The organism is Deinococcus actinosclerus, assembly GCF_001507665.1.
Taxonomy (GTDB): domain Bacteria; phylum Deinococcota; class Deinococci; order Deinococcales; family Deinococcaceae; genus Deinococcus; species Deinococcus actinosclerus.
This window is the reverse complement of record NZ_CP013910.1, coordinates 777,282-802,728: the sequence shown is the minus strand read 5'-3', so window position 1 is coordinate 802,728 and position 25,447 is coordinate 777,282. Positions and strand designations below refer to the sequence as shown.

Sequence of the window (25,447 nt, the reverse complement as noted above, 5' to 3'; positions counted from 1 at the left end):
ACGCGGTTGCAAAGGCGAGGTGAACGCCGCGCGGCAGGACGCCACGGGACGGGCGCACCGGGCGGGCTGTCCTACAATGCCCGGCGATGACTGAGCACGCTGCCCCTGCCTCCCTGAAGCCGGACGTGACCCTGGCACTGGACACGGCGACGCCGTGGCTGACGCTGGCGCTGGCGTGGCCGGGCGGGTCGGCGCAGGTGTCGCGTGAGGTGGGCCGGGCGCACGCGGAGCTGCTGCCGGGCGCGGTGCAGGCGCTGTTCGCGGAGGCGGGGCTGCCGCTGCGGGCGGACGCGGTCGTGATCGGCACGGGGCCCGGGTCGTACACGGGCGTGCGGGTGGGCGCGAGTTACGCGCTGGGCCTGGGGCGGGTGTGGGGCGCGCCGGTGCTGGGGGTCAGTACGCTGGAGGCGCTTGTGGGCGGGGACGGCGTGCAGGGCGTGTCGCTGGACGCCCGCAAGGGGAACGTGTACGCCGCGCGCTACGACGTGCGGGGCGGCGTGGTCCGCGCGACCCTGCTGGCACCCACGCGCCTGCCGCTCGAGGAGTTCCAGGCGGCCCTGGACGGCGCGCCGCACCGGGCGGACGCCGCGCCGGACGGCCTCGCGCTGCTGCGGGCAGGGCTGGATCACGGCGCGCGGGACTGGGCGCTGGCGTACCTGTAACGGCAGCCGGGCGAGGTGGGGCGCAGGGAGCGGTGAAGCCTGCGCCCCGCCTCCTGTGTGTAACCGGCGTGTGACGCGCGGCGCGTAGGGTGGGCAGGTCAACCTTCAATCCGTTCTCCCGGCGGCCCGCGCCGGAACCTCTGGCGTTCCGCTGCCGGGGCGCGCCGCGTCCACTTCCCGTGAGGTCCGTCATGAATCGCGCCGCCCTGCTGTCTCTGCCGCTCCTGCTGGCTGCCTGCGCGCAGGCTCCGTCCTCTCCCCTGTCGTCCCCACTGCACGCTCAGGCGACCGGTACTACGACCACCGGCAGCGCAACGGGGGCAGGCGTGACCCGCAATTACACGCTGTACACGCCCGCAGCCGGGGCGGGCGCGGCGCGGCCCCTGGTGGTCATGCTGCACGGCTGCACGCAGTCCCCGGCGGATTTCGCGGCGGGGACGCGCATGAACGACCTCGCGGACACGCAGGGCTTCCTGGTCGTGTACCCGGAGCAGCCGTCGAGCGCCAATCAGAACAAATGCTGGAACTGGTTCGATCCGGCGCATCAGGCGCGCGGGCAGGGGGAACCGGCGGCGATCAAGGCGGTCGTGGACGCCGTGAAAGGCAAGGTGAACGTGGACGCCGCGCGGGTGTACGTGGCGGGCCTGTCGGCGGGCGCGGCCATGAGCGTGATCATGGGGACCACGTACCCGGACGTGTTCAGCGGCATCGGCGTCGCGTCGGGGCTGGAGTTCAAGGCGGCCACGAGTTCCTCGGCGGCGTTCACGGCCATGAACAGCGGCGGGCCGAACCCGGACGCGCAGGGCACGGCGGCGTATGCGGCGATGGGGACGTTCAAGCGGACGGTGCGGACCATCGTGTTCCACGGCAGCAGCGACTACACGGTGTACCCGGTGAACGGGGATCAGGTGGCGGCGCAGTGGGTGCAGACGAACGACCTCGCGGACGACGGGCAGGACAACGGCAGCCGCAGCACCGCTCAGGTGACGACTCGTTCGGGCACGGTCAGCGGGGGCCGGGCGTACAGCGTGAAGACCTTCGCGGGCGGCGTGGTCGAGCAGTGGTCGGTGGCCGGCATGGGGCACGCCTGGAGTGGCGGGAGTACCGCCGGGTCGTACACGGATCCGAAAGGGCCGGACGCCAGCGCGGAGCTTTGGCGCTTCTTCAGCGCCGGAACGTCGGGTGGGGGCGGCACGGCGCCGGACACGACCGCGCCGGTCGTGAGCGTGTCGCCCGCGCCGGGCACGTACGTGGGGCCGCTGACGGTCACGCTGGCCCTGAACGAGTCGGGCACGGTGTACGCCACCACGGACGGCAGCGACCCGGTCAGCAGTGCCACGCGGGTAACGCTGGCGGGCGGGGGGAGCGTCACGCTGGGGGGCAGCGGCACCGTGCGGGCCTACGCGGTGGACACGGCGGGGAACGCGTCGGCCACCCAGGCGTACGCCTACACGCTGACGGCCGCGCCGGACACGGCGGTGTCGTTCAGTTCGGTGGGGACGCAGGACGGGTACGTGGCGGCGAACACGCCGTCCGCCACGACCGGCGGGTACGTGGTGGCGTCGGGCGGGATCAGCGTGGGGGACAACGCGGACGCCCCGTGGAAGGGCGTGCTGTCGTTCGACACGTCCAGCCTGCCGGACGGCGCGACCGTCACCGGCGCGACCCTGACGGTGCGCTACAGCCTCGCGCCGAACGGGAACCCCTGGGCGGGCGGCGCGGGCCTGGGGGTCGACGTGCGGAGCGGCTGCCTGGGCGCCTCCTGCGCGCTGGGCACGGACGACTTCGCGGCGGCCGTCACGGCGGCGGGCGCGGCCACCTTCACGGCGCCCTCGGGCACGGCGGCGGGCACCACCCTCAGCGCGCCGCTGAACGCCTCTGGGCTCGCGGCGATCAACCGGGCGGGCAGCACGCAGCTGCGCCTGGCCTTCACGGGCGGCACGGCGCGCAGCAACGGCCTGAGCGACTACCTCACGCTGGGCGAGGGCACGCAGGTCACGCTGAACGTCACGTACCGCTGACAGCGGAATTCAGGAGTAGTGAAGGTACCTTCAACACTCCTGAACGAGCGGACTCAAAGAGCTGCGCCGCAGAGCGAGCACCTGACAACACCAGCGGTTGGAAGTGGAATTGAAGGGCGTGGTGTTGGCCCTTCTATGCAACTGAAAACCGCTGTGACCTCCACGGGAAAGGGGCGCCGGTGCGGTGAAGTCCGCGACCGGCGCCCCCTCTGCTGTGCCGGTTCAGTCGGCGGCGTCACCCTGCGCGTACTGGAGGCGGTGGAGTTTGGCGTAGTAGCCGCCCCGGTCGAGCAGCTGGCGGTGGCTGCCCTGTTCCACGATGCGGCCCTTGCGCATCACGACAATGCGGTCGCAGTGTTCGATGGTGCTGAGGCGGTGGGCGATGATGATGCTGGTGCGGCCGCGCATGACGCGTTCCAGCGCGGCCTGGATGCGCAGTTCGGTCTCGGTGTCCACGTTGGCGGTGGCCTCGTCGAGCACGAGCAGGATGTCCGGGTTCTGGATCAGCGCGCGGGCGAAGGCCAGCAGCTGCTTCTGCCCGGTCGAGAGGGTCGCGCCGCGTTCACGCACCTCGGTCTGGTAGCCGTGTTCGAGGCTGAGGACATAGTCGTGCACGCCGACGTAGCGGCAGGCTTCCACGACGCGCTCGTGGGGAATCTCGGGGTTGTTCAGCGTGAGGTTGCTCTCGATGGTGCCCGCGAAGAGAAAGACGTCCTGCAACACGACGCCCACGTGCTTGCGCAGGTCGTGCTGCTGGAGGTCGCGGACGTTCACGCCGTCCACCTTCACCGCGCCGCGCTGCACGTCGTAGAAGCGGCTGACCAGGGCGGTGACGCTGGTCTTGCCCGCGCCGGTCGCGCCGACCAGGGCCACGCTCTCGCCGGGCTGGATGTCGAGGTCAATGCCGCGCAGGATCCAGCGGTCGTCGCTGTCGGGGGTGGTCCCGGTGACGTCCTGGTCGTACGCGAACCAGACCTTGTCGAAGGTGACGCGGCCCTGGAAGTCCGGCAGCGTCTGCGCGCCGGGCTTGTCCTGGATGGCTTCCTCAGTGTCGAGCACGCCGAAGATGCGTTCGCTGCTCGCCATGGCCGCCTGGAGGTTGTTGAACACGTCCGCGAGATCCTGGATGGGCTGGAACAGCTGCTGTGAGAGCTGCACGAACGCGAACAGCGTCCCGACCGTGATGGCCCCGGCGACCACGCCGTCCACCCCCAGGATCTGCCGGGCGGCGAAGTACAGGATCAGCGCGACCGCCACCTGGCCCAGCACGGCCACGACGGGCATGAACAGCGAGAACCACTTGACGCTGTTCTCGTTGGCGCTCAGCAGGGCGCGGTTGCTGAGGTTGAAGTCCAGCGCGCTGCGCTTCTGGCGGCCGAACAGCTGCACGGTGAGCATCCCGGTGATGTTCTCGTTCAGCTTGCTGTTCACGATGGCCTGCTGGGTGCGGGTCACGCGGAACGCGTCACGCAGGCGGGTCTGGAAGAAGCGCGTGGCGGCGAACAGGATGGGCAGCACCGTGAACGAGATCAGCGCGAGGCGCCAGTTCACGCTGAGCATGATCACCACGTATACGACGATGATGAATGTGCTCTGGATCAGGCTGACCAGGCCGCCGGTGATGAACTGGTTGATGGCGTCCACGTCGCTGGTGACGCGGGTGATCAGGCGGCCGACCGGGTTCTGGTCGAAGTACGCCAGGTGCAGGCGCTGCAGCTTGCTGAACACGTCGGCGCGGATGTCGCGCAGCACGTTCTGGCCCAGGTAGCCGATGGTCAGCGTGAACCCGTACTGCAGGGCGAATTCCACGACCTTCAGGCCCATGTAGGCCAGGGCGGTGGTGGTCAGGCCGCTCAGGAGGGCGTCGCGGCTGACCGCCTGCCGCTGCGCGAGGGGCGAGAGGTACGCGTCGATGGCGTGGCGCTGGATGAGCGCGAACAGCGGCGAGGCCAGCGAGATCAGCAGCGCCAGCAGCACCCCGCCGATCACGAGCGGCAGGTACGGGCGGACGTAGTGCAGGATGCGCCGCACGAGGTGGGCGTCAAAGCCCTTCTGGTAGGCGTCGGTGTCGGGGCGGGTCATCGGTTCACCTTCTGGTGTTCGAGCTGGTCGGCGGCCCGTTCAGGGTCGGCCACAGGTTCGTCGTCGGCGTCGAGGTCGCTCGCGAGACGCTGGAGGCGCTCGAGCTGGGCGTAGTGCCCGTTCTGGGCCAGCAGGTCGTCGTGGGTGCCCTGTTCGGTCACGCGGCCCTCCTCCAGCACGACGATCTGGTCGGCGTGGCGCAGGGTGCTGACGCGGTGGGCGATCAGGATCACGGTGCGGCCCTGGCTGACCTCGCGCAGGCCGTCCACGATGCGGCGTTCGGTTTCGGTGTCCACGGCGCTCAGCGAGTCGTCGAGGATCAGGATGGCGGGTTCGCGCACGATGGCGCGGGCGATGGCGGTGCGCTGGCGCTGCCCGCCGCTCAGGGTGACACCGCGCTCGCCGAGCATGGTGTCGAAGCCCTGCGGGAAGTCCTCCACGTCATTGAGCAGACCGGCGAGCCGCGCGGCGTTGCGCACGCGGGCCGGGTCCGGGTTCTGGGGGATGTCGTCGGGCGGGGGCGCGCCGACCACGCTGACCCCGGTGGGCACGCCCGGCAGGTCGCGGGCCTCGACCCCGAAGCCGATGTTGTTGGCGATGCTGTCCCCGAACAGGAAGGGTTCCTGCGGCACCACGCTGATCGCGTCGCGCAGCGCGCCCAGGGGGATGGTGCGCAGGTCGTGCCCGTCGATGCGCACGGCGCCGCTCGTGGGATCCATGGCGCGGGTCAGCAGCTGACCCAGGACGGTCTTGCCGCTGCCGGTGGGACCGGTGATGCCCAGGAAGGTCCCGGCGGGCACGTTCAGGGTCACGTCGTTCAGGACGGTGGTCTGGCCGTAGCGCAGCGTGACGTGGTCCAGGCTGATGTCGCCGCGCAGGGTCTGGAGGCGGCTGTCGGCCCGCCCGGGCTCGTCGCGCACGAGGGGCTGGGCGTCGAAGATCTCCTTCAGGCGCAGCCAGGAGGCCAGGCCGCGCTGCGTGACCCCGGTGATCCAGCCGATCATCAGCATCGGGAAGGTCAGGCGTTCCAGGGTGCCCACGAACTGCACGAACATCCCGACCGTGAAGGTGCTGCCCGGTTCCAGGATCAGCCGCCCGCCCACGAGCAGGATCAGCCCGAAGGCCAGGCCCAGCAGCAGGCTCATGAACGAGCGCAGCGGGCCGTCCACCTTGGTCAGGGCGATGTTGCGGCGCAGCAGTTCGAGGTTCATAGCGCGGTAGTCCTCGATCTCGCGGTCCTCGATGGCGTAGCCCTTGACGACGCGGGCGCCGCTGAAGTTCTCCTGCGCCTTGGCGGAGATCAGGGAGTTCTGCTCCTGCGCGAGGCGGTGGCGGACGTTGATGAGCCGCGCGAGGTACGTCAGGACGCCCACGATGACCGGCACGATCGCCACGACGATCAGCGCCAGCTGCCAGCTCAGGCTGAACATCACCGTGAAGGCCGAGATGAAGCCCGCCACGATGTTCACGATCTGCCACGCGCCGAAGCCCAGCATCTCGCGCACGGCGCTCAGGTCGCCGGTCAGGCGGTTCATCAGGTCGCCGGTGCGGGCGCGGTCGTAGTAGTGCTTGTCGAGCGTCTGGAGGTGCGCGAAGAGGTCGCGGCGGATCTCGTACTCGGACTGCCGGGACGCCACGACGATGTTGCGGCGCATGACCAGCATGAAGAAGCCGGCGGTGAGCGCCGCGGCCACGACGCCCAGGGCGTACAGCCCGGCGGTGGCGACGGTCAGGCCCGGGGTGGCGGGGTTGCCGTCCACCTGTCCGGTCAGGCCGTCGATGGTCAGGCGGATGAGGTAGAAGGGAATCAGGTTCACGGCGGTGGCGATGGCCACGGCGATGAGCCCGATCACGTACTGGCGCGTGTGCAGGCGCAGGTACGGGAGCAGGGAGCGGAAACTGTCCAAGGGTGGTGCCTCCTGGGGCGGGGGGAGGGCGGGGCTGGGGGTGAGGGATCAGAAGGCCTGCGGGGAAGCCTGTGCGCAGGCGAGGATACGCCCGCAGCTCCCTGCCCGAATGCGCCACATGGCGCATACCTATCGCTGACTGAGCGAACGCTCAAGGGGACAGCGCAGGGGTGGTCCGGCAGCGGTTGCGCAGGCGAATCAGGGGGCGGCAGGCGAGGTGATTGACACCCTTGGGGGTGACTGCTACTATTCACAGCCGGAAGTGAACGCGCCGAAAAGCGCCGCAGCGACCGCACTCAGAGGCCGGACATTGTTCCAGCGCTTTCTAACGGGAACGGTGCCACCCTAGCTCAACTGGTAGAGCACCCGACTTGTAATCGGAAGGTTGGGAGTTCGATTCTCCTGGGTGGCTTCACACACGATCATCCGCACCACACGGCTGAACGTGCGCTTTGAGAAAAGCGAAACAGTGGGTACAATACGGGTAGGTGGCCGAGTGGTTAAAGGCGACAGACTGTAAATCTGTTCACGTAAGTGTACGGCGGTTCGAATCCGCCCCTGCCCACCACGATCACGCGGGAATAGCTCAGTTGGTAGAGCGTCAGCTTCCCAAGCTGAATGTCGCGAGTTCGAGTCTCGTTTCCCGCTTTTTCACCCCCCAACGCTTCTGTAGCTCAGTGGTAGAGCACTCCCTTGGTAAGGGAGAGGTCGTCGGTTCAATCCCGACCAGAAGCTCCAACATGGCGCGGCCTCCTCGTGGGTCGCGCCTCTTCTCTAGGCCCCCTTCCCTGGCAGCCCGCTGAAAGTCGAAGAACCCTCTTTGCGTTCACGCGGCGGCCCTGTACACTGTCAAGGCTTGCCTGCACAGCGGGCAGTCCACTTTCAGGAGGACACACTCATGGCTAAAGGAACGTTCGAGCGCACGAAGCCCCACGTGAACGTGGGCACCATCGGTCACGTCGACCACGGCAAGACCACCCTGACCGCCGCGATCACCTTCACGGCCGCCGCGATGGACCCCACCATCGAAAAACTGGCCTACGACCAGATCGACAAGGCCCCCGAAGAAAAGGCCCGCGGCATCACCATCAACACCGCCCACGTCGAATACAACACCCCTACCCGCCACTACAGCCACGTTGACTGCCCCGGCCACGCCGACTACGTCAAGAACATGATCACCGGAGCCGCCCAGATGGACGGCGCCATCCTCGTGGTCAGCAGCGCCGACGGCCCCATGCCCCAGACCCGCGAGCACATCCTGCTCGCCCGTCAGGTCGGCGTGCCCTACATCGTCGTGTTCATGAACAAAGTGGACATGGTCGACGACGAAGAGCTCCTCGAGCTCGTCGAAATGGAAGTCCGTGAACTGCTGAGCAAGTACGAGTTCCCCGGCGACGACCTGCCCGTCATCAAGGGCAGCGCGCTGCAGGCCCTCGAAGCCCTGCAGGCCAACCCCAAGACCGCCCGCGGCGAGAACAACTGGGTTGACCGCATCTGGGAACTGCTCGACGCGGTGGACAGCTACATCCCCACCCCCGAGCGCGCCACCGACAAGACCTTCCTGATGCCCGTCGAAGACGTGTTCACGATCACCGGCCGCGGCACCGTGGCGACCGGCCGCGTGGAACGTGGCGTCGTGAAGGTCCAGGACGAAGTGGAAATCATCGGTCTGCGCGACACGAAGAAGACCACCGTGACCGGGATCGAAATGCACCGCAAGCTGCTGGACAGCGGCATGGCGGGCGACAACGTGGGCGTGCTGCTGCGTGGCGTGGCGCGTGACGACGTGGAGCGCGGCCAGGTGCTGGCCAAGCCCGGGAGCATCAAGCCGCACACGAAGTTCGAAGCCAGCGTGTACGTGCTGAGCAAGGACGAAGGCGGGCGTCACAGCGCGTTCTTCGGCGGGTACCGCCCCCAGTTCTACTTCCGCACGACGGACGTGACGGGCGTGGTGGAACTGCCCGAAGGCGTGGAAATGGTGATGCCTGGTGACAACATCACGTTCGTGGTGGAACTGATCAAGCCGATCGCGATGGAAGAGGGCCTGCGCTTCGCCATCCGCGAAGGTGGCCGTACCGTCGGCGCCGGCGTCGTCGCCAAGGTCATCGAGTAATCGAAGACCCGCTGACGCGAGAAGGGGGAGGCCTGCGGGCCTCCCCTTTTTCTTGCCTCCCCCCACCAGCCAGCTCCCGGGGGACGCCCGCCTCCCTGCTGGGCAGCGGCGCAGAAAACCGGCTTGGCATCGGCATTTTTCCGACAGGTGTGCTGGGCACAGTGGACACCTGCCCCCGGACTCCCTATAATTCGAATGTTGCCCGCCAGAAGGCGGGCTTTTACCAGCGTGTCCGACCCCGCCACCGTGCGGGTGAGGATCTCTCCGGGAAGGCCCGGGGTGGCTGGGAGCAGATCACGCCAAGCGAGCCCACCGTGGCCGCGCGGCCCCTCTGCGAAGGAGCATCTCATGGCGAAAGACGGCCCCCGCATCATCGTGAAAATGGAAAGCAGCGCCGGCACCGGCTTCTACTACACGACCACCAAGAACCGCCGCAACACCCAGGCGAAGATGGAACTGCGCAAGTACGACCCCGTCGCCAAGAAGCACGTGGTCTTCAAAGAGAAGAAGGTCTGATCCTGTGGCGGCCCTCCGGCAGTCCGGGGGCCGCGCGGCCGGACCGTTTCACTCCTCTTCTCTGTCGCAGGTGAATGCATGAACTTGATTCAGTACTTCCGCGATTCCCGCGCTGAACTCGCGCGCGTGTCGTGGCCGACCCGCCAGCAGGTGCTGGAAGGCACGCAGGCCGTGCTGATCTTCGTCGTGGCCCTCACCGTGATCGTGTACGCGCTGGATCTGGTGTTCAGCAACCTGATCAGGCTGGTGCTGGCATGAGCATCGAATGGTACGCCGTGCACACCTACGTCGGTCAGGAAGACCGCGTGCAGCAGCACCTGATGGAACGCGCCACGAAACTCGGCATGCGCGGCACCAAGATCTTCCAGGTCATCCAGCCGGAAGAGAAGGCGGTTGAGCTGCAAGAGGGCGGCAAGAAGGTCGAGGTCACGCGCAAGCTGTTCCCCGGCTACGTCTTCGTGCAGATGGACGTCGAGGATGACGACGCGCCCGGCGAACTGGGCGAGTCCTGGGAAGTCGTGCGCGGCACCAACGGCGTGACCGGCTTCGTCGGCACCGCCACCCGCCCCGTCCCGCTGTCGCACGAGGAAGTCCAGCGCCTCCTCGCCAGCGTCGGCGTCGCCACCCAGCCCGTGCAGGAAGAAGCCCCCAAGGTCAAGGTGGACTTCAAGGCCGGCGACATGGTGCGCGTCACGGGCGGCCCGTTCGCGGACTTCAGCGGCGTCATCAGCGAGGTCAACATTCCCCAGGCGAAGGTCAAGGTGCTTGTCAGCATCTTCGGTCGCGAGACGCCGGTGGAACTCGACTTCAGCCAGGTCGCCAAGTAACACCCCACCCCTGCCTGTAGCCACTGGCAAAACAGCGGCGCAGGCAGTACACTGAAAAAGTTGCTGTGCGTTCACGGCGGGACCCCGTCCATGCCACGAACACGCAGAACTTAGCGCCAGCACCCCGTCCGGGCCGGTCACACGGCACCAGACCGGGGGAGCTAAGGAGGCATCACATGAAGAAAGTCGCAGGGCTTGTCAAACTGCAGCTCCCGGCGGGCAAGGCCACCCCGGCCCCCCCGTGGGTCCCGCGCTCGGTCAGTACGGCGCGAACATCATGGAGTTCACGAAGGCGTTCAACGCGCAGACGGCCGATAAGGGTGACGCGATCATCCCCGTCGAGATCACCATCTACGCCGACCGTTCCTTCACCTTCATCACCAAGACCCCTCCCATGAGCTACCTGATCCGCAAGGCCGCAGGTCTGGCCAAGGGCAGCGCGACCCCCAACAAGGCCAAGGTCGGCAAGCTGAACTGGGAGCAGGTGCTGGAAATCGCCAAGACGAAGATGCCCGACCTGAACGCTGGCAGCGTCGAAGCCGCCGCGAACACCGTCGCCGGCACCGCCCGCTCCATGGGCGTGACCATCGAGGGGGCCCCCAATGCCTAAGCACGGCAAGCGTTACCAGGCGCTGACCGCCAAGGTCGACCGCAGCAAGCAGTACACCATCGACGAGGCCGCCGCGCTGGTCAAGGACATCGCCAACGCGAAGTTCGACGAGACCGTCGAAGTGCACTTCCGCCTGGGCATCGACCCCCGCAAGAGCGACCAGAACGTGCGTGGCACCGTCGCCCTGCCCCACGGCACCGGCCGCACCGTGCGCGTCGCCGTGATCACCAAGGGTGACAACGTGCAGGCCGCCGAGGCCGCCGGCGCCGACGTGGTCGGCAGCGACGAACTGATCGAGCGCATCGCCGGTGGGTTCATGGACTTCGACGCCGTCGTCGCCACCCCCGACATGATGGCCCAGGTCGGCCAGAAGCTCGCGCGTCTGCTCGGGCCCCGCGGCCTGCTCCCCAACCCCAAGAGCGGCACCGTCGGCCCCGACGTGACCGGTATGGTCAAGGGCCTCAAGGCCGGCCGCATCGAGTTCCGTAACGACAAGACCGGCGTCGTGCACGCCCCCATCGGCAAGGCCAGCTTCGAACCCGGCAACCTCAGCGCCAACTACGGCGCGCTGATCAGTGCCCTCGAAGCCGCCAAGCCCGGCAGCGCCAAGGGCGTGTTCCTGCGCAGCGCGTACCTGACCACCACCATGGGCCCCAGCATCCAGCTGACCCTCAGCGGCGGCAGCAACGCCTGATCAGGGCCGTTGATAGGGAAAGGTTGATGGTTGACAGAACCATCCATTGATCATCAACCTTCACCCATCAGCACTTCTTATCGGCACCCCGGTGCACCTCGCACCTTTCCAATACGTTTCTTCTCAGGCACCAAAGACAGCGGGGACCCTTGCCAGGTTTAAACAGCCCGCCGAGTTGCCAGGGCGCGACCGTGCACCTGGACCTCGTTCCCACCAAGGAGGTACTGCGTGGCGAACGAAAAGAACCAGCAGACCCTCAGCAGCCTGAAAGGCAGCCTCACGGGCGTCGAGACGTTCTACGTCGTCGACTACCAGGGCCTGACCGCCGGCCAGCTGGGTAAACTGCGCAAAGACATCCGCGAGAAGGGCGGGCAGCTCATCGTTGCCAAGAACACCCTGATCAACCTGGCCCTCCAGGACGGCGGCCGCGACTTCGCGGACGCCCTCAAGGGCCCTAGCGCCATCGTCGTGGCTCAGGACGACCCCGCCGGAGTGGCCAAGGCCCTCAGCGACGCCGCCAAGAGCAACGACAAGGGCATCCCCGCCGTGAAAGCCGGCTTCGTCGAAGGCAACCGCGTGGACGTGAAAGTTGTGGAACGTCTCGCCAGCCTCGGCAGCAAGCAGAGCCTGCAGGGCGAACTGGTCGGCGTGCTCAGCGCCCACCTCAGCAACTTCGTGGGCATCCTCGAAGCGTACAAAGAAAAACTCGAAGGCCAGGCCTAAACCCGGCCCTGCGTCCGGGCTGAGCCCAGGCGCGCACCACCCACTTCAATTCCGGAGGAATACAACATGGCTTACGACAAACAGGCTCTGATCGACCAGCTCGGCACCCTCACCATCATGGAACTCGCGGACCTCATCGACGGTCTGAAGGAAACCTGGGGCGTGACCGCCGCCGTCGCCGCCGGCCCCGCCGCTGGCCCCGCCGCCGCCGTTGAAGAGAAGACCGAGTTCGACGTCGTCCTGGTGGACGCCGGCGCGAGCAAGATCAACGTCATTAAGGAAATCCGCGCCATCACCGGCCTGGGCCTCAAGGAAGCCAAGGACATGAGCGAGAAGGGCGGCGTGCTGAAGGAAGGCGCCAGCAAGGACGACGCCGAGAAGATCAAGGCCCAGCTGGAAGCTGCCGGCGCCAAGGTCGAACTCAAGTAAGTCCCCCCTCACCGGGAGTGCAACCCCCAGCCGCGGCTGGGGGTTTTTCATGCGCCTGGCCTCAGGCTTCGGGCCGGTTGACCGGTTGACCCGCCTGCGCCCAGGCCCGGATCCCGCCGTCCAGATGCGCGACCCGGCCGTAGCCCATCTGCCGCAGGGTATCGGCTGCCAGGGCCGAGCGCCCGCCGGACGCGCAGTGCAGGATGACGCGCCGCTCCGGGCTGAACTCCTGACGGTGGTAGGGGCTGCTGGGGTCCGCCCAGAATTCCAGCATGCCGCGCGGCGCGGCCACCGCTCCGGGAATCACACCGTCCTGCTGCGCCTCACCGGGCTCGCGGATGTCCACGAGCAGGGCGTCCCCGGCCTGCACTTCGCGGGCGACCTGATCCACGGTGAGGTTCTCCACACGCTGCCGAGCTTCCTGGACGAGTTGAGCAGCAGTCTTTCCCGTCATACCTGCCTCCAGAAGGGAGACGGTGAACGTGATTCCCGATCGGAGGAACGAGAACCGGCGGCTCCCTTCCTCTGCCAGTGTAGCCCTAGACCGGCCGATCCACGGGGGTCGCGGGGCCATGGGTCTGCTCGGCGACCTGCCGCACGAAGCGCGAGGTGTCCTGCCGCAGCAGCGCCGCCACACCCGCAGGTAGGGCCGGGCGGGACGCGACAGCTAGCCTCACACCGTAATCCGGGTCGGCGGCCAGAGCGGCCAGCAGGTCCGGGGGCAGGGCGGGCCGCGCGGCGATCCGGGCTCGGACCAGCCACGCCGCGTGCCGCGCCAGGGTCAGGACCTCTGCCTCCGTCAGCGCGGCGTGCTGCGCCAGCGGGATGAGCAGTTCCGTTCGCCCGTGCCGGATCAGGTGCGTCCTCACCCAGGCGGGGACGTCCGGTCGGCGCAGCAGGGCGTGGAAGGCCGCGTCGGGCCAGCCGCGCAGCAGGTGCGGGTCGGCCAGCCGCAGCAGCGGGAGGGCCGGGTTCGCCAGGACCTCCTGCGGGAAGTCGGGCGTCAGAGCGCCCAGGACCGAGGCGGGCGTATTCGGGTGCCGCGCCACCCCGGCCCGCACCCCGGCTTCCGGGTGGCTGGACAGGACCGTCAGCTCGGCGGCGGGCGTCCGGGCGGTCAGTATGCCTGCTGGGGGGACCAGTTCAGTTTTTCCTGCCATAGCGCGAGCAACTCCTTCAGGTCGTCCGGCGACACCCGGCCGGCCAGATCGGGCTTCAGGTCATCCAGCACCTCAAACGTGAAGGCGTCCGGGCCGTCCTGCGTCCAGTCTCGCTGAAGGGCGGGCGTGCGGTGCGTCCCCAGCTGTAACTCGAAGCGGACCCGGTTCAGGTAGGCGGGGGCGTCCACGCTGCCGCCCAGCAGGCTGCGGCCCGACGCGAGGTGCCGCACGCGGTAGATGCCCGGCCGGGGCGTGTGCTTCACGCTTCCTCCAGCGCAGGAGCGGCGAGGTACAGAGCGTGGGTGCGGACGTCCGGCGGCCACGCGGCCAGCGCGGCCTCGAACGCGGCGCGCTGCCCGGCGTACAGGGCGCGGGTGGCAGCCTCGAAGCCCGGCAGGTCCCCGCCCACCGCGCCCAGGAAGCGGTCGGCGGCGGCCTGAGCCTGGGCGCGGCGCTCGCCGTCCGGGTCGGCCTTGCGGGCCTCGTCGATCAGGCGGCGCAGCGCCGCCGACGCCCCGCCGCGCTGGCGTTCCAGCCACTCCCAGTGCCGGGGCAGCAGCGACACTTCACGCGACACGACCCCCAGTTTCGGACGGCCCGGCCCGCTGCGCGGCTCGGGTGGCAGGTGGCGGGCCAGCACCTCCTCCAGGGTGCCGCTCAGGTCGAAGTCCACGCTCCGGCCGGTGCGGTCGTCGAACGTCAGCCGGCCCGCGCGTGGCCCGGCATGCAGCAGGGTGAGGGTGGCCGCGAGGGGCGCGGTCAGACGGCGGGTGGGCCCGTCGAAGGTGGTGAAGGTCGCTTCGGTTTCCATGCACCGATATTACCCGGGTGAATTGCGAGGAGGCAATATTATCCGGGTAATAAAGATGGCCTATTCGCGTGTCTGCTGTCGGGCCGACCGTCCCAGTCGCCGGGCCGTATGACGGATCCGCTGCGTCCCGCCTGTATGCACGAGGGCCTCCAGTTCAGGCAGAAACGCCTCAGCACGCCCCTCGCGCTCCAGCCAGTCCAGCGCCGCCTGCTGCCAGAACTCCGTGGGCCAGGTCAGACCCAGCCGGATACTCGAATCAACCGGGAAGGTAGCCGCCAGTGATGGGGTGAGACCCACGGCGACCAGACGGCGCCGCAGATTGGCATCAAATGCGGCCCCCTGCTGCACCACCGTGACCAGAATGATCGGGGACGAGTCCGTCAGCGACGACCACCCGCCTTCCCGCGCGAGGTACACCCACTCCCCCTGCTCCGGTCACGCCGACGGGCACGCGGGACTCACTCAGTTGGGTCACCACGACCACGGCCCGATCCGGTGCCGTCAGGGCGTCCCTCCGAACTGCTTTTTCCAGAGGCCGCAACTGTCGCGGGCGCTCAGGCGCAGGGTCTCCCCCACCCAACGCAGGCCGAGCACGTCGAAGCCTCCGCAGTCGGGCCGGGCGCTGAGCTGACCGGTCACGGCGCGCGACCCGGCGGCCTGCACGACGGTCGCCTGGAAGGTGAACACCTCCAGAGCGTCGAAGGAGCGGGAGCGGTCGGTGACGAGCACCACTGCGTCGGCCTGCGCGGTCCACAGTTCACCCGGCCAGCTGTTCAGCCGCTCACCGGTCTGCGGGTTGATCTGCCACGTCTCGCACAGCGGCGCCGCGATGACGCCTCCCGCAGGGCACAGACTGATCCACAGCCCCCCCAGCCCCAGCTGCGCGGACTGCCGGGTCAGATCGGCGGGAAGGGGCAGCGTCCAGCGCGTCTCGGCACCGTCCACCCGCCGGATCCGGGCAGGCTGCGGCGGGCTGGGCGGGTCGTACAGATAGACCGGCGCGGCGATCACTTCAGCTCTTTCCTGAGTCCTGCGGCCATCTGGAACCACTCGCGTTCCTGGCGTCTATAGAGGTTCGTGGCGCGGGACTCGGTCTTGGCGATCTGGTCGAGCAGGGTGCGGGCGTCGGCGGCGCGGCCCTGGCGGATCAGGTACGCGGCGTAGCGGGCGCGGGGTTCCTCGGTGGTGGCGCCCGTAATGGCCTCACGGTAGGTCTGGTCGGCGTCGGGTTTGCCCTGGGCGTCCTGCGCCTGCGCGAGGAGCGTCAGGGTGCGGGTGCGGGTGGCGGCGCTGGTGCGCAGGTCCACGCGGGTGAGTTTGTCCTCGGCGGCGCTGAAATCACTGCGGGCAAGGTCCAGTTCGGCGCTGGTGAGCAGCACGACCGGATCGTCGGCGTAGATGCCGCTCAGCAGGGGCGCGAGGGTGGCCTGCGCGTCGTCCGGGCGGCCCGCGCGGGCCTGCAGGGCGGCCATGTCGGCGCGGTGCTGGAGGGTATCGCTCTCATCCAGGCGGGTCTGCGCCTCGCGGATGCGGGTGTCCAGGGGTTTGAGGGCCTCGACGCCGCGCGCCACGGCCTGCCCGGCCACGCGGCCGCCCCCGCGCGCGGCGGGGATCAGGACCATGAAGGTGTACACCGCGGCGAACGCCAGTCCGAACAGGCCGCCGAACAGCGCGCCGAACAGCAGCATGACGATCCAGTACACCTGCTGCCGCGTGACGATCGCGTGAATCAGGCCGATCAGGGCCAGACCGCGCAGGATGGTGTAGATCAGCGGCAGGTAGGGGGCAAGGGCGTCCACGCCCTCATGCTACGGGGCGCGCAGGGAGAATCCTGCCCGTTTCGTGAAGTGCGCCTGAGGGTCGGGGTGGATTGATTCGGGGCCGGGCCATGCGGCATACTTCGCGCCATCACCCACGCCCGCTTTGTGTGGCGGCGCCCGTTGACCGGTCATGCCGGACGGGCGTATACTGCTCTGTGCTGACCATGATGGGTCGGGCCAGGAGTTCTTTGCGGCGAACGGGTCTGCAAAACTAATTCACTTTTCAGGGAACGCGCCCGCACCACACAGGGGGCCGCGCTTCCCGGACGCGTCGTTTCTCCACCCCGGAAAGACGCGGGAATCAACAAGAGGGCGTGCGAGGTGGACATGAGTTTGACCGGTAAAGGACCCCGCATCGAGCGATTCGGTGACATCGCGGACGTGATTCCGCTTCCCAACCTGACCGAGATTCAGGTGAACTCCTTCAGGGCCTTCCTGCAGGCCGACAAAGCGCCCGACCAGCGTGAAAACGTGGGCCTCCAGAGTGCCTTCAAGGAAGTCTTCCCCATTGACGAGACCGAGAAGGGCCGCAGCACCGGTCTGGTGCTGGACTTCCTGGAGTACCGCCTGGGCGAGCCGCCCTACACCCCCGAGGAGTGCCGCGAGAAGGACGTCACCTACCAGGCGCCCATGTACGCCAAGCTCCAGCTGATCCACAAGGACAGCGGCCTGATCAAGGAAGACCAGGTGTTCCTGGGCGACCTGCCCCTGATGACCGAGGACGGCTCCTTCGTCATCAACGGCGCCGACCGCGTGATCATCTCCCAGATCCACCGCAGCCCCGGCGTGTACTTCACCTCGTCCTACAAGGGCATCAAGAAGATGTACACCGGCGCGATCATCCCCATGCCCAAGCGCGGCCCCTGGATCGAACTGGAGTTCGCGGGCGGCATCCTGGAAATGAAGGTCAACAAGCGCAAGTTCCCCGTGGCGATGCTGCTGCGCGTCCTGGGCTACGACGACGCCAGCCTCAAGGCGCTGTTCACGGAGTTCGAGCCGGACATGGAACTCCCCGAGGACAAGAGCGCGGGCATGGGCGCCGACGAGGCCCTGCTGCGCCTGTTCACGGTGCTGCGCCCCGGCGATCCGCCCAAGCGCGACAAGGCCATCCAGTACCTGTACGGGCTGCTGGCCGACCCCCGCCGCTACGACCTGGGCGAACCCGGCCGCTTCAAGATGAACACCAAGCTGGGCGTGCAGCGTGAAGAGCGCACCCTGCTGAACTTCGAGGACGGCAAGTTCACCGACGCCGGTCTGGTGGACACCATCCGCTACCTGATGGCGCTGCAGTACGGCCGCGAGACGGTCAGCATGCAGGGTGGGGACGGCGCCATGCACGACGTCGTGGTCGCCGAAGACGACATCGACCACCTCGGCAACCGCCGCGTGCGCACCGTGGGCGAACTGCTCGCCGACCAGCTGCGCGTGGGCATGGGCCGCATGGCGCGTGGCGTGCGCGAGCGCATGCTGCTCGGCAACCCTGACGCCGCGACCCCCACGAAACTCGTGAATAACCGCCCCATCGTGGCGGCCATGCGCGAATTCTTCGGCCGCAGCCAGCTGAGCCAGTTCAAGGACCAGACCAACCCCCTGTCGGACCTGCGCCACAAGCGCCGTATCTCCGCGCTGGGGCCGGGCGGTCTGACCCGCGAACGCGCCGGCTTCGACGTGCGCGACGTGCACCGTACCCACTACGGCCGCATCTGCCCGATCGAGACGCCCGAAGGCGCCAACATCGGCCTGATCTCCTCGCTGGCCTCCTACGCGAAGGTGAACGACCTGGGCTTCATCGAGGCCCCGTACCGCAAGGTCGAGAACGGCCGCGTCAGCGACGACGTGATCTACATGACCGCCGACATCGAGGACCGCTACACCGTCGCGCAGGCGAACAGCCCCCTGAACGACGACGGTACCTTCAGTGACGAGCGCGTCCTGGCCCGCCGCAAGGGTGACCCCCTGTGGTACACCCCGGAAGAAGTGGACTACATGGACGTGTCCCCGAAGCAGATCGTGTCCATCAACACGTCCCTGATTCCCTTCCTGGAGCACGACGACGCCAACCGCGCGCTCATGGGTTCGAACATGCAGTCGCAGGCCGTGCCGCTCGTGCGCGCCGACAGCCCCGCCGTGGGTACCGGCGTCGAGCGCCGCGTGGTGACCGACAGCGGCACCAGCGTCGTGAGCGACGTGACCGGCCGCGTGACGTACGTGGACGCGCGCAACATCCAGGTCACCCTGACCGAGGACGCGCCCGCCATCGGCTACAGCGCCGGCAACGTCCGCACCTTCGAACTCGTGCGCTTCACGCGCAGCAACCAGGGCACCAACCTCGACCAGCACCCCATCGTGGACATCGGTGACACGGTGAGCGCCGGTCAGGTCATCGCCGACGGTCCCGCCAGCGACCTCGGCCGCCTCGCGCTGGGTCAGAACATCACCATCGCGATCATGCCCTTCGACGGCTTCAACTTCGAAGACGCGATCTGCATCAGCGAGGGTCTGGTCCGCAAGGACTTCTACACCTCGGTGCACATCGAGAAGGACGAGATCGAGGCGCGCGACACCAAGCTCGGGCCCGAGAAGATCACCCGCGACATCCCCGGCCTCAGTGAGGCCGCGTTGCGCGACCTCGACGAGGACGGCATCGTCCGCGTCGGCGCCGAAGTCAAACCCGGCGACATCCTCGTCGGCAAGACCAGCTTCAAGGGCGAGTCCGAACCCACCCCCGAAGAGCGCCTCCTGCGGTCGATCTTCGGTGAGAAGGCCCGCGAAGTGAAGGACACCTCGCTGCGCGTGCAGTCCGGTCAGGGCGGCATCGTCGTGAAGACCGTCCGCTTCCGCCGCGGCGACGAAGGCGTGGACCTCAAGCCCGGCGTGCGTGAAATGGTCCGCGTGTACGTGGCCCAGAAGCGCCAGCTGCAGGTGGGCGACAAGGTCGCCAACCGCCACGGGAACAAGGGCGTGGTCTCCAAGATCATGGCCCCCGAGGACATGCCCTACCTCGAAGACGGCACCCCCGTTGACCTCGTGTTCAACCCCCTGGGCGTGCCCTCGCGCATGAACCTCGGGCAGATCCTCGAGACCCACCTGGGTGAAGTGGCGCGCCTCACGGGGCAGAAGTTCGAGACTCCGGTCTTCGACTCCGTCACCGAAGCGACCATCAAGGAAATGCTCGAAGTGGCCGCCGCCGAACGCATCCAGCGCAACAAGGACGACGGCTTCGAACTCGACAAGCGCGAGCAGGAAGTCCTCGACCGCGCCGCGAAACTCGGCGTGATAAGCGACACCAGCGGCGACTACGAGAAGTCCCAGATGGAACTCAGCCGCACCGGCAAGAGCGTCCTGTACGACGGCCGCACCGGCGAACCCATCAGCGGGCCCGTCGTGGTCGGCACCATGTACGTCATGAAGCTGTACCACATGGTGGAAGACAAGCTGCACGCCCGCTCCACCGGCCCCTACAGCCTCATCACCCAGCAGCCCCTCGGCGGGAAGGCCCAGTTCGGCGGCCAGCGCTTCGGGGAAATGGAAGTGTGGGCGCTCGAAGCGTACGGCGCCGCGCACGTCCTGCAGGAAATGCTCACCATCAAGTCCGACGACATCGACGGCCGCGACGCCGCGTACCAGAGCATCGTCAAGGGCGAGGAAGTCTCGGGCAGCACCATCCCCGAGTCGTTCAAGGTGCTCGTCAAGGAACTCCACTCGCTGGGCCTCGACGTCGAAGTGCTCGACAACGGCGACAAGGCCGTCGACATCTTCGAAGGCATGATGCCCAAGCGCTAAGGCGCGCTGATGCGCGCCGTCCAAGGGTCGGAACGTCGAAGAGAAAAAGCCCTAGACCTTCAGACCCTTGGACACCCGGTCCAAGCCTCCCAACCCAGGAGTCTCAATGAAAGATTTCAACAAAGTTCGTATCGCCATCGCCAGCCCGGAGAAGATCCGCGAGTGGTCGTTCGGTGAGGTTGAAAAGCCCGAAACCATCAACTACCGCACCCTGAAACCCGAGCGCGAGGGTCTGTTCGACGAGCGCATCTTCGGGCCGCAGAAGGACTACGAGTGCGCCTGCGGGAAGTACAAGCGTCAGCGCTACGAGGGCAAGGTCTGCGAGCGCTGCGGCGTGGAAGTCACGAGCAGCAAGGTGCGCCGCTACCGCATGGGTCACATCGACCTCGCGACGCCCGCCGCGCACATCTGGTACGTCAAGGACACGCCCAGCAAGATCGGCACGCTGCTCGACCTCTCGGCCGGTCAGCTGGAGAAGGTGCTGTACTTCAGCTCCTTCCTGGTCACCGACCCCCGCAACGCCCAGAAGGACGGCCGTCCCCTCAAGCGCGGCGAACTGCTGAGCGACGACGAGTACCGTGAACTGCGCTTCGGCCGTCAGGAAACGTACTCCATCCCCAACGGCACCGACGCCGAGATCCGCGACGGCGAGTACGTCACGCGCGGCCAGATCCTGGGCGGCAACGTCGTCAGCAAGATGGACGGCCTGGCGCAGTACCGCTTCCCCCGCCGCGCGATCATCGCGTACAGCGAGGAAGTCGAGGCGACCCTGCCCGTGCCCGCCGAGGCGCTGGTCGAGCAGGACACCTTCCGCGCCGGTGAGATCCTCGCCGAACTGGAAAGCGACGTCACGATCACCGCGCCCATAGACGGCACCGTCGTGCTGCACGAGATGGGCGAGGACAGCGTCATGGTCGAGCTGCGCGAGGGCGTGGACGAGGAAGGCACCCCCAGCGGTGAAGTCCTGGCCCGCGTGTACATCCCGCACGGCATGAACGTGCAGGTCGTGCACGGCGAGATTATCGAGGCCGGCGCTACCCTGGCCGACGCCGCCTCGGGCACCCGCCTGCGCGTCAGCCGCGACAGCCGCCTGTCGGGCGTCACCTTCCCCAAGAAGAAGGGCGACGTGCAGGTCACGGCGCACTGGACGCGCCGCGCCGAGTACCCCATCAACCCCACCATGCACGTCCTGATCGGGGACGGCAGCGAGGTCAAGAAGGGCCAGAAGGTCGTGGGCGCGATCGACAAGGAAGAGGAGATCGTCGCGGACGCCGACGGGACCATCACCCTGCACAACCCCGCCAGCATCATCGTCAGCAAGGCGAAGGTTTACGCGTACAACGACGAGCCCCTCGTCGTGAACGGTGACCGTGTCGAGCCCGGTGACGAACTCGCCGACGGCGGCGACCTGCGCAGCGAGATCAGCGGCCGCATCGAGATCGACCTCGTGCGCAAGCAGGTGCGCGTCATCGAGTCCTACGACTTCGACGCCAAGATGGGCGCCGAGGCCGTCAAGGAACTGCTCGACGACCTGAACCTCGACGAGCTGGAAGTCGAGCTGAACGAGATGATGAAGGACTCCAGCCGCCACAAGCGCGCCAAGGCCCGCAAGCGCCTGGAAGTGACCCGCGCGTTCAAGCGCAGCGGCAACCACCCCAGCTGGATGATCCTGAACACCGTGCCGGTCATGCCCCCGGACCTGCGCCCAATGGTGCAGGTGGACGGCGGCCGCTTCGCGACCTCGGACCTGAACGACCTGTACCGCCGCCTGATCAACCGCAACAACCGCCTGAAGAAGCTCATGAGCCAGGGCGCGCCGGACATGATCATCCGCAACGAGAAGCGCATGCTTCAGGAAGCGGTGGACGCCCTGATCGACAACGGCCGCCGCGGCAGCCCCGTCACGAACCCCGGCTCCGACCGGTCCCTGCGCTCCCTGACCGACCTGCTCGGAGGGAAACAGGGCCGCTTCCGCCAGAACCTGCTGGGTAAACGCGTGGACTACTCCGGCCGAAGCGTGATCGTGGTCGGCCCGCAGCTGAAACTCCACCAGTGTGGGGTGCCCAAGCGCATGGCGCTCGAACTCTTCAAGCCCTTCCTGTTCAAGGTGCTCGAGGAGAAGGGCGAGGTCACGAACATCAAGCAGGCCCGCAAGATGCTCGAACGCTACCGCGACACCCGCGACAGCGTCTGGGACGCCCTGGAAGAGGTCATCGAGGACAAGGTCGTGCTGCTCAACCGCGCGCCCACCCTGCACCGACTGGGCATCCAGGCCTTCGAGCCGGTGCTGGTGGAAGGTCAGTCCATCCAGCTGCACCCGCTGGTCTGTGAAGCCTTCAACGCCGACTTCGACGGCGACCAGATGGCCATCCACGTCCCCCTGAGCGCCCAGGCGCAGGCCGAGGCGCGCATCCAGATGCTCAGCGCGCACAACCTGCTGTCCCCCGCGAACGGCGAGCCGAACGTCAAGCCCAGCCGCGACATCATCCTGGGGATCTTCACCCTGACCCTGCTGCGCAAGGACAACCTCGGCGCGGGCAGCGAATTTGCCGACGAGCAGGCCGCCCTGGCCGCCCTCGAAGGCGGGAAGGTCGCGCTGAACAGCCCGATCGTCGTGGCCGGTCAGGAGACCAGTCCCGGCCGCCTGAAGTACATCTTCAGCAACCCCGACGAGGCCGTCATGGCCGTCGAACGCGGCGAGATCGACCACCAGGACTACGTCCGCATCCGCCTGAACGGCGTCACCTACGACACCAGCGCGGGCCGCGTGATGTTCCGCCGGATCGTGCAGGAAGCCCTGGGCATGCAGGCGCACCTCGTGGACACCCTCGTGAACCTCGAGACCGCCTACGAGAAGGACCACCTCAAGGACATGGTCATGGCGTGCTTCAAGCACCTCGGGATCGAGGCGACCGCCGGGCTGCTCGACGGCCTGAAGGACGCGGGCTTCAAGCTCTCCACGACCTCCGGCATCACCATCGGCATCGACGACATCGTCATCCCGCCCGCCAAGACCGAGATCCTGGCCGAAGCGGACGCCAAGGTCGCCGAGATCGAGCAGAACTTCGAGTTCGGCTTCATGACCGAAGAAGAGCGCTACAAGCAGGTCGTGCAGCTCTGGAACGACACGAAGGACGAAGTCAAGAACGCCATGTTCGACAACTTCGGCAAGAACTACCCCTTCAACCCCCTGTGGATCATGAGCCTCTCCGGCGCCCGTGGTAACGCGCAGCAGATCACGCAGCTCGCCGGAATGCGCGGCCTGATGGCCCGCCCCGACGGCAGCACCATCGAAGTGCCGATCCGCGCCAGCTTCCGCGAGGGTCTGTCGGTGCTGGAATACTTCATCTCCACCCACGGCGCCCGTAAGGGTGGCGCGGACACCGCGCTGCGTACCGCCGACTCCGGCTACCTGACCCGCAAACTGGTCGACGTGGCCCACGAAGTCGTCGTGCGCGACGTGGACTGCGGCACCACCGACTACACCGTCATGCCCCTGGGCGCGACCGACGAGCGCACCGGCGAGTGGCGCACCCGCAAGAGCAGCGAGATCGAGACCAGCATCTACGGCCGCACCCTGTCCGACGCGGTCGAGGTCGACGGGCGCACCATCGAAGCGGGCGAGATGCTCTCCCTGGAAGACGTCAAGGCGATCACCAAGAACGCCAAGGCCCTCCAGAGCGTGTTCATCCGCACGCCCCTGAACTGCCGCGTCAAGAGCGGCGTGTGCCAGAAGTGCTACGGCTACGACCTCTCGCAGGCCAAACCCGTCAGCATGGGCGAAGCGGTCGGCGTCGTCGCCGCCGAATCCATCGGCGAGCCCGGCACGCAGCTCACCATGCGCACCTTCCACACCGGCGGGGTCGCCGGCAGCGGCGGCGGGGACATCACCATGGGTCTGCCCCGCGTGATCGAACTGTTCGAAGCCCGCAAGCCCAAGACCTCGGCGGCCGTGGCCGACCGTGACGGCGTGGTGCGCATCGAGGAAGACGAGGAACGCTACCTCGTGCGCATCGAGGCCGACGACGACCAGTACTCCAGCAAGACCGCCATGAAGATCAGCAAGGGCCTGCGCATGATCGTCAAGGACGGCGACCGCGTCGAAGCCGGTCAGCCCCTCACGCGCGGCGCCATCAACCCGCACGACCTCCTGCTGTACAAGGACACCGACGCCGCCCAGCGCTACCTGGTGGAAGAAGTGCAGCGCGTGTACCGCAGCCAGGGCGTGAAGGTGCACGACAAGCACATCGAAGTCATCGTGCGCCAGATGCTCCGCTGGGTCGAGATCACCGACGGCGGCGACACCGAACTGCTCGAAGGGCAGACCGTGGAACGCTGGGAAGTCGATCAGGCCAATGACCTGCTCGGGGAAGGCCAGACCCCCAGCTCCTGGAAGCCCGTCCTGCTGGGCATCACCAAGAGCAGCCTGACCACCAAGAGCTGGCTGTCCGCCGCGAGCTTCCAGCACACCACCCACGTGCTGACCGAGGCCAGCATGAAGGGCCAAGTCGACGACCTGATCGGCCTGAAGGAGAACGTCATCCTCGGGAAGCTGATTCCCGCCGGGACGGGCCTCCAGACGGTGCGGGACATGCAGGTCGCCGACGAGCGCACCCTCGAGAAGTACGGCGAGGGCAGCACCAGCACGGACTCCGTGACCGGCAACCGCAGCTACGACGACACCCGCCCCGGCGTCGTCAACGAGAACGTCACCTACACCAACTAAGGTTCCTCGCCCCAACGCCCCCTGCCCCCTGTGGGCAGGGGGTTTTTCATCGTCCGTGCGGGGTCACCTCTCCCCCGTTCCGGCGCAGGAGTCGTCGGTGGGGCAGTTCTCCCCTAAATCAGCCAGGGGCAGGTTGTCGGGTGGCGCGTCGCCGGCGGGCATGGCCTCCAGCAGCCACACGAGGTACCCCGGCGCGGTCCATAGATCGGTGGGCCAGAGGCGTTCCCAGGCGGGCGGTGCGAGCAGCAGCGCGGCGGCCGCCGTGAAGCGGAGGGCAGCGGCAGTCAGGACGGTACTCATGGTCAGTCCCCCGGGCCCCGTGAACCCGGAGGCGGGAACGCACCGCCTCCCTGGAGCCCGGCCCCATGACACGCCAGTGCCCGTGACCACGGCGTGCCCGGCGCGTGACCGCCGCGCCGGCTGTGACAGCGGTTTCCAGTTCCATCGAGGGGCCCAGGGCACACCCCAGGGCTCCACTTCCAACCGCTGTCTCAGGTGCCCGCTCCGCTCAACTCAGAGGGATTGAGCATACCCTTGAAGACCTCTGAATTCTGCCGTGA

General features: G+C 67.7%; 21 protein-coding genes, 4 tRNA genes and 1 pseudogene. 16 read left to right on the top strand and 10 right to left on the bottom strand.

Annotated features, from left to right (window positions below; genetic code table 11):
* Nucleotides 1-86: 86 nt before the first annotated feature.
* Both tsaB and AUC44_RS16100 read left to right on the top strand, forming a co-directional pair.
* A complete protein-coding gene (tsaB, locus tag AUC44_RS03865; RefSeq protein ID WP_062157471.1) occupies nt 87-662 on the top strand; it encodes a tRNA (adenosine(37)-N6)-threonylcarbamoyltransferase complex dimerization subunit type 1 TsaB in 576 nt (191 codons plus the stop codon).
* 326 nt (nt 663-988) lie between these two features.
* The gene (locus tag AUC44_RS16100) at nt 989-2,683 is read left to right on the top strand and encodes an extracellular catalytic domain type 1 short-chain-length polyhydroxyalkanoate depolymerase (RefSeq protein WP_231724517.1); all 1,695 of its coding nucleotides are present in this window, start codon (nt 989-991) and stop codon (nt 2,681-2,683) included.
* A gap of 222 nt (nt 2,684-2,905) precedes the next feature.
* Here AUC44_RS16100 and AUC44_RS03855 read toward each other — a convergent pair whose 3' ends face one another.
* Complete coding sequence (locus AUC44_RS03855; protein WP_062157470.1) at nt 2,906-4,765, bottom strand: ABC transporter ATP-binding protein; 1,860 nt, start codon at nt 4,763-4,765, stop codon at nt 2,906-2,908.
* A complete protein-coding gene (locus AUC44_RS03850) occupies nt 4,762-6,672 on the bottom strand; it encodes an ABC transporter ATP-binding protein (protein WP_062157469.1) in 1,911 nt (636 codons plus the stop codon). Before AUC44_RS03850 ends, AUC44_RS03855 begins: the two co-directional genes overlap by 4 nt.
* Nucleotides 6,673-7,011: 339 nt before the next feature.
* On the opposite strand from AUC44_RS03850, the gene AUC44_RS03845 reads away from it, so the two are divergent.
* The 12 genes and pseudogenes from AUC44_RS03845 to rplL all read left to right on the top strand — a co-directional run bounded on the left by AUC44_RS03845 (nt 7,012) and on the right by rplL (nt 12,587).
* A tRNA-Thr gene (locus AUC44_RS03845) sits at nt 7,012-7,084 on the top strand.
* 70 nt (nt 7,085-7,154) lie between these two features.
* Nucleotides 7,155-7,240 (top strand) — tRNA-Tyr (locus AUC44_RS03840).
* Between the two features lie 7 nt (nt 7,241-7,247).
* Nucleotides 7,248-7,320 (top strand) — tRNA-Gly (locus AUC44_RS03835).
* Nucleotides 7,321-7,335: 15 nt separating this feature from the next.
* A tRNA-Thr gene (locus AUC44_RS03830) sits at nt 7,336-7,410 on the top strand.
* A gap of 160 nt (nt 7,411-7,570) precedes the next feature.
* Nucleotides 7,571-8,788, top strand: coding sequence for an elongation factor Tu (tuf, locus tag AUC44_RS03825; RefSeq protein WP_046844266.1), 1,218 nt, complete (start codon nt 7,571-7,573; stop codon nt 8,786-8,788).
* A 348-nt stretch (nt 8,789-9,136) separates the two neighbouring features.
* On the top strand, nt 9,137-9,304 hold the full coding sequence (gene rpmG, locus AUC44_RS03820; RefSeq protein WP_022800165.1) for a 50S ribosomal protein L33: 168 nt from the start codon (nt 9,137-9,139) through the stop codon (nt 9,302-9,304).
* Nucleotides 9,305-9,382: 78 nt separating this feature from the next.
* A complete protein-coding gene (secE, locus tag AUC44_RS03815; RefSeq protein WP_062157468.1) occupies nt 9,383-9,562 on the top strand; it encodes a preprotein translocase subunit SecE in 180 nt (59 codons plus the stop codon).
* A complete protein-coding gene (gene nusG, locus AUC44_RS03810; RefSeq protein ID WP_062157467.1) occupies nt 9,559-10,131 on the top strand; it encodes a transcription termination/antitermination protein NusG in 573 nt (190 codons plus the stop codon). Before secE ends, nusG begins: the two co-directional genes overlap by 4 nt.
* 176 nt (nt 10,132-10,307) lie before the next feature.
* A pseudogene (gene rplK, locus AUC44_RS03805) lies at nt 10,308-10,741 on the top strand (50S ribosomal protein L11).
* The gene (gene rplA / locus AUC44_RS03800) at nt 10,734-11,435 is read left to right on the top strand and encodes a 50S ribosomal protein L1 (RefSeq protein WP_062157465.1); all 702 of its coding nucleotides are present in this window, start codon (nt 10,734-10,736) and stop codon (nt 11,433-11,435) included. Before rplK ends, rplA begins: the two are co-directional and overlap by 8 nt.
* 228 nt (nt 11,436-11,663) lie before the next feature.
* Nucleotides 11,664-12,158, top strand: a complete 495-nt coding sequence (gene rplJ / locus AUC44_RS03795) for a 50S ribosomal protein L10 (protein WP_062157464.1) — start codon at nt 11,664-11,666, stop codon at nt 12,156-12,158.
* A 66-nt stretch (nt 12,159-12,224) separates the two neighbouring features.
* Nucleotides 12,225-12,587, top strand: a complete 363-nt coding sequence (gene rplL / locus AUC44_RS03790; RefSeq protein ID WP_062157463.1) for a 50S ribosomal protein L7/L12 — start codon at nt 12,225-12,227, stop codon at nt 12,585-12,587.
* Nucleotides 12,588-12,648: 61 nt separating this feature from the next.
* On the opposite strand, the gene AUC44_RS03785 is transcribed toward rplL, so the two are convergent.
* From AUC44_RS03785 to AUC44_RS03760, 7 genes are all read right to left on the bottom strand, one after another.
* Nucleotides 12,649-13,041 (bottom strand): rhodanese-like domain-containing protein, encoded by a 393-nt coding sequence (locus AUC44_RS03785; RefSeq protein ID WP_062157462.1) that lies wholly within the window; start codon nt 13,039-13,041, stop codon nt 12,649-12,651.
* A gap of 85 nt (nt 13,042-13,126) precedes the next feature.
* The gene (locus AUC44_RS03780) at nt 13,127-13,747 is read right to left on the bottom strand and encodes a hypothetical protein (protein ID WP_157445158.1); all 621 of its coding nucleotides are present in this window, start codon (nt 13,745-13,747) and stop codon (nt 13,127-13,129) included.
* Nucleotides 13,705-14,010 (bottom strand): GIY-YIG nuclease family protein, encoded by a 306-nt coding sequence (locus AUC44_RS03775; protein ID WP_062157460.1) that lies wholly within the window; start codon nt 14,008-14,010, stop codon nt 13,705-13,707. The genes AUC44_RS03780 and AUC44_RS03775 overlap by 43 nt, the downstream gene beginning before the upstream one ends.
* On the bottom strand, nt 14,007-14,558 hold the full coding sequence (locus tag AUC44_RS03770; protein WP_062157459.1) for a DUF2239 family protein: 552 nt from the start codon (nt 14,556-14,558) through the stop codon (nt 14,007-14,009). Before AUC44_RS03770 ends, AUC44_RS03775 begins: the two co-directional genes overlap by 4 nt.
* A 60-nt stretch (nt 14,559-14,618) precedes the next feature.
* On the bottom strand, nt 14,619-14,975 hold the full coding sequence (locus AUC44_RS16425) for a hypothetical protein (protein ID WP_157445157.1): 357 nt from the start codon (nt 14,973-14,975) through the stop codon (nt 14,619-14,621).
* A gap of 84 nt (nt 14,976-15,059) precedes the next feature.
* On the bottom strand, nt 15,060-15,569 hold the full coding sequence (locus AUC44_RS03765) for a hypothetical protein (protein WP_062157458.1): 510 nt from the start codon (nt 15,567-15,569) through the stop codon (nt 15,060-15,062).
* Nucleotides 15,566-16,357, bottom strand: a complete 792-nt coding sequence (locus AUC44_RS03760) for a hypothetical protein (RefSeq protein WP_062157457.1) — start codon at nt 16,355-16,357, stop codon at nt 15,566-15,568. Before AUC44_RS03760 ends, AUC44_RS03765 begins: the two co-directional genes overlap by 4 nt.
* A 348-nt stretch (nt 16,358-16,705) precedes the next feature.
* On the opposite strand from AUC44_RS03760, the gene rpoB reads away from it, so the two are divergent.
* Together rpoB and AUC44_RS03750 are read left to right on the top strand one after the other, a co-directional pair.
* Nucleotides 16,706-20,161 carry a DNA-directed RNA polymerase subunit beta gene (gene rpoB / locus AUC44_RS03755; RefSeq protein WP_062157456.1) on the top strand — a complete coding sequence of 1,152 codons (3,456 nt, stop codon included), beginning with the start codon at nt 16,706-16,708 and terminating at the stop codon, nt 20,159-20,161.
* Nucleotides 20,162-20,267: 106 nt separating this feature from the next.
* Complete coding sequence (locus AUC44_RS03750; protein ID WP_062157455.1) at nt 20,268-24,887, top strand: DNA-directed RNA polymerase subunit beta'; 4,620 nt, start codon at nt 20,268-20,270, stop codon at nt 24,885-24,887.
* Between the two features lie 63 nt (nt 24,888-24,950).
* On the opposite strand, the gene AUC44_RS03745 is transcribed toward AUC44_RS03750, so the two are convergent.
* The gene (locus AUC44_RS03745) at nt 24,951-25,187 is read right to left on the bottom strand and encodes a hypothetical protein (protein ID WP_062157454.1); all 237 of its coding nucleotides are present in this window, start codon (nt 25,185-25,187) and stop codon (nt 24,951-24,953) included.
* Nucleotides 25,188-25,447: the final 260 nt, after the last annotated feature.

Excerpts from the sequence above, each read along its gene's own strand:
- rplA (WP_062157465.1), top strand. The coding sequence starts at position 10,734 with ATGCCTAAGCACGGCAAGCGTTACCAGGCGCTGACCGCCAAGGTCGAC.
- secE (WP_062157468.1), top strand. The coding sequence starts at position 9,383 with ATGAACTTGATTCAGTACTTCCGCGATTCCCGCGCTGAACTCGCGCGC.
- tuf (WP_046844266.1), top strand. The coding sequence starts at position 7,571 with ATGGCTAAAGGAACGTTCGAGCGCACGAAGCCCCACGTGAACGTGGGC.
- AUC44_RS03855 (WP_062157470.1), bottom strand. The coding sequence starts at position 4,765 with ATGACCCGCCCCGACACCGACGCCTACCAGAAGGGCTTTGACGCCCAC.
- nusG (WP_062157467.1), top strand. The coding sequence starts at position 9,559 with ATGAGCATCGAATGGTACGCCGTGCACACCTACGTCGGTCAGGAAGAC.
- AUC44_RS03785 (WP_062157462.1), bottom strand. The coding sequence starts at position 13,041 with ATGACGGGAAAGACTGCTGCTCAACTCGTCCAGGAAGCTCGGCAGCGT.
- rpoB (WP_062157456.1), top strand. The coding sequence starts at position 16,706 with ATGAGTTTGACCGGTAAAGGACCCCGCATCGAGCGATTCGGTGACATC.
- AUC44_RS03780 (WP_157445158.1), bottom strand. The coding sequence starts at position 13,747 with ATGGCAGGAAAAACTGAACTGGTCCCCCCAGCAGGCATACTGACCGCC.
- rplL (WP_062157463.1), top strand. The coding sequence starts at position 12,225 with ATGGCTTACGACAAACAGGCTCTGATCGACCAGCTCGGCACCCTCACC.
- AUC44_RS03750 (WP_062157455.1), top strand. The coding sequence starts at position 20,268 with ATGAAAGATTTCAACAAAGTTCGTATCGCCATCGCCAGCCCGGAGAAG.
- rpmG (WP_022800165.1), top strand. The coding sequence starts at position 9,137 with ATGGCGAAAGACGGCCCCCGCATCATCGTGAAAATGGAAAGCAGCGCC.
- AUC44_RS03745 (WP_062157454.1), bottom strand. The coding sequence starts at position 25,187 with ATGAGTACCGTCCTGACTGCCGCTGCCCTCCGCTTCACGGCGGCCGCC.
- AUC44_RS03770 (WP_062157459.1), bottom strand. The coding sequence starts at position 14,558 with ATGGAAACCGAAGCGACCTTCACCACCTTCGACGGGCCCACCCGCCGT.
- tsaB (WP_062157471.1), top strand. The coding sequence starts at position 87 with ATGACTGAGCACGCTGCCCCTGCCTCCCTGAAGCCGGACGTGACCCTG.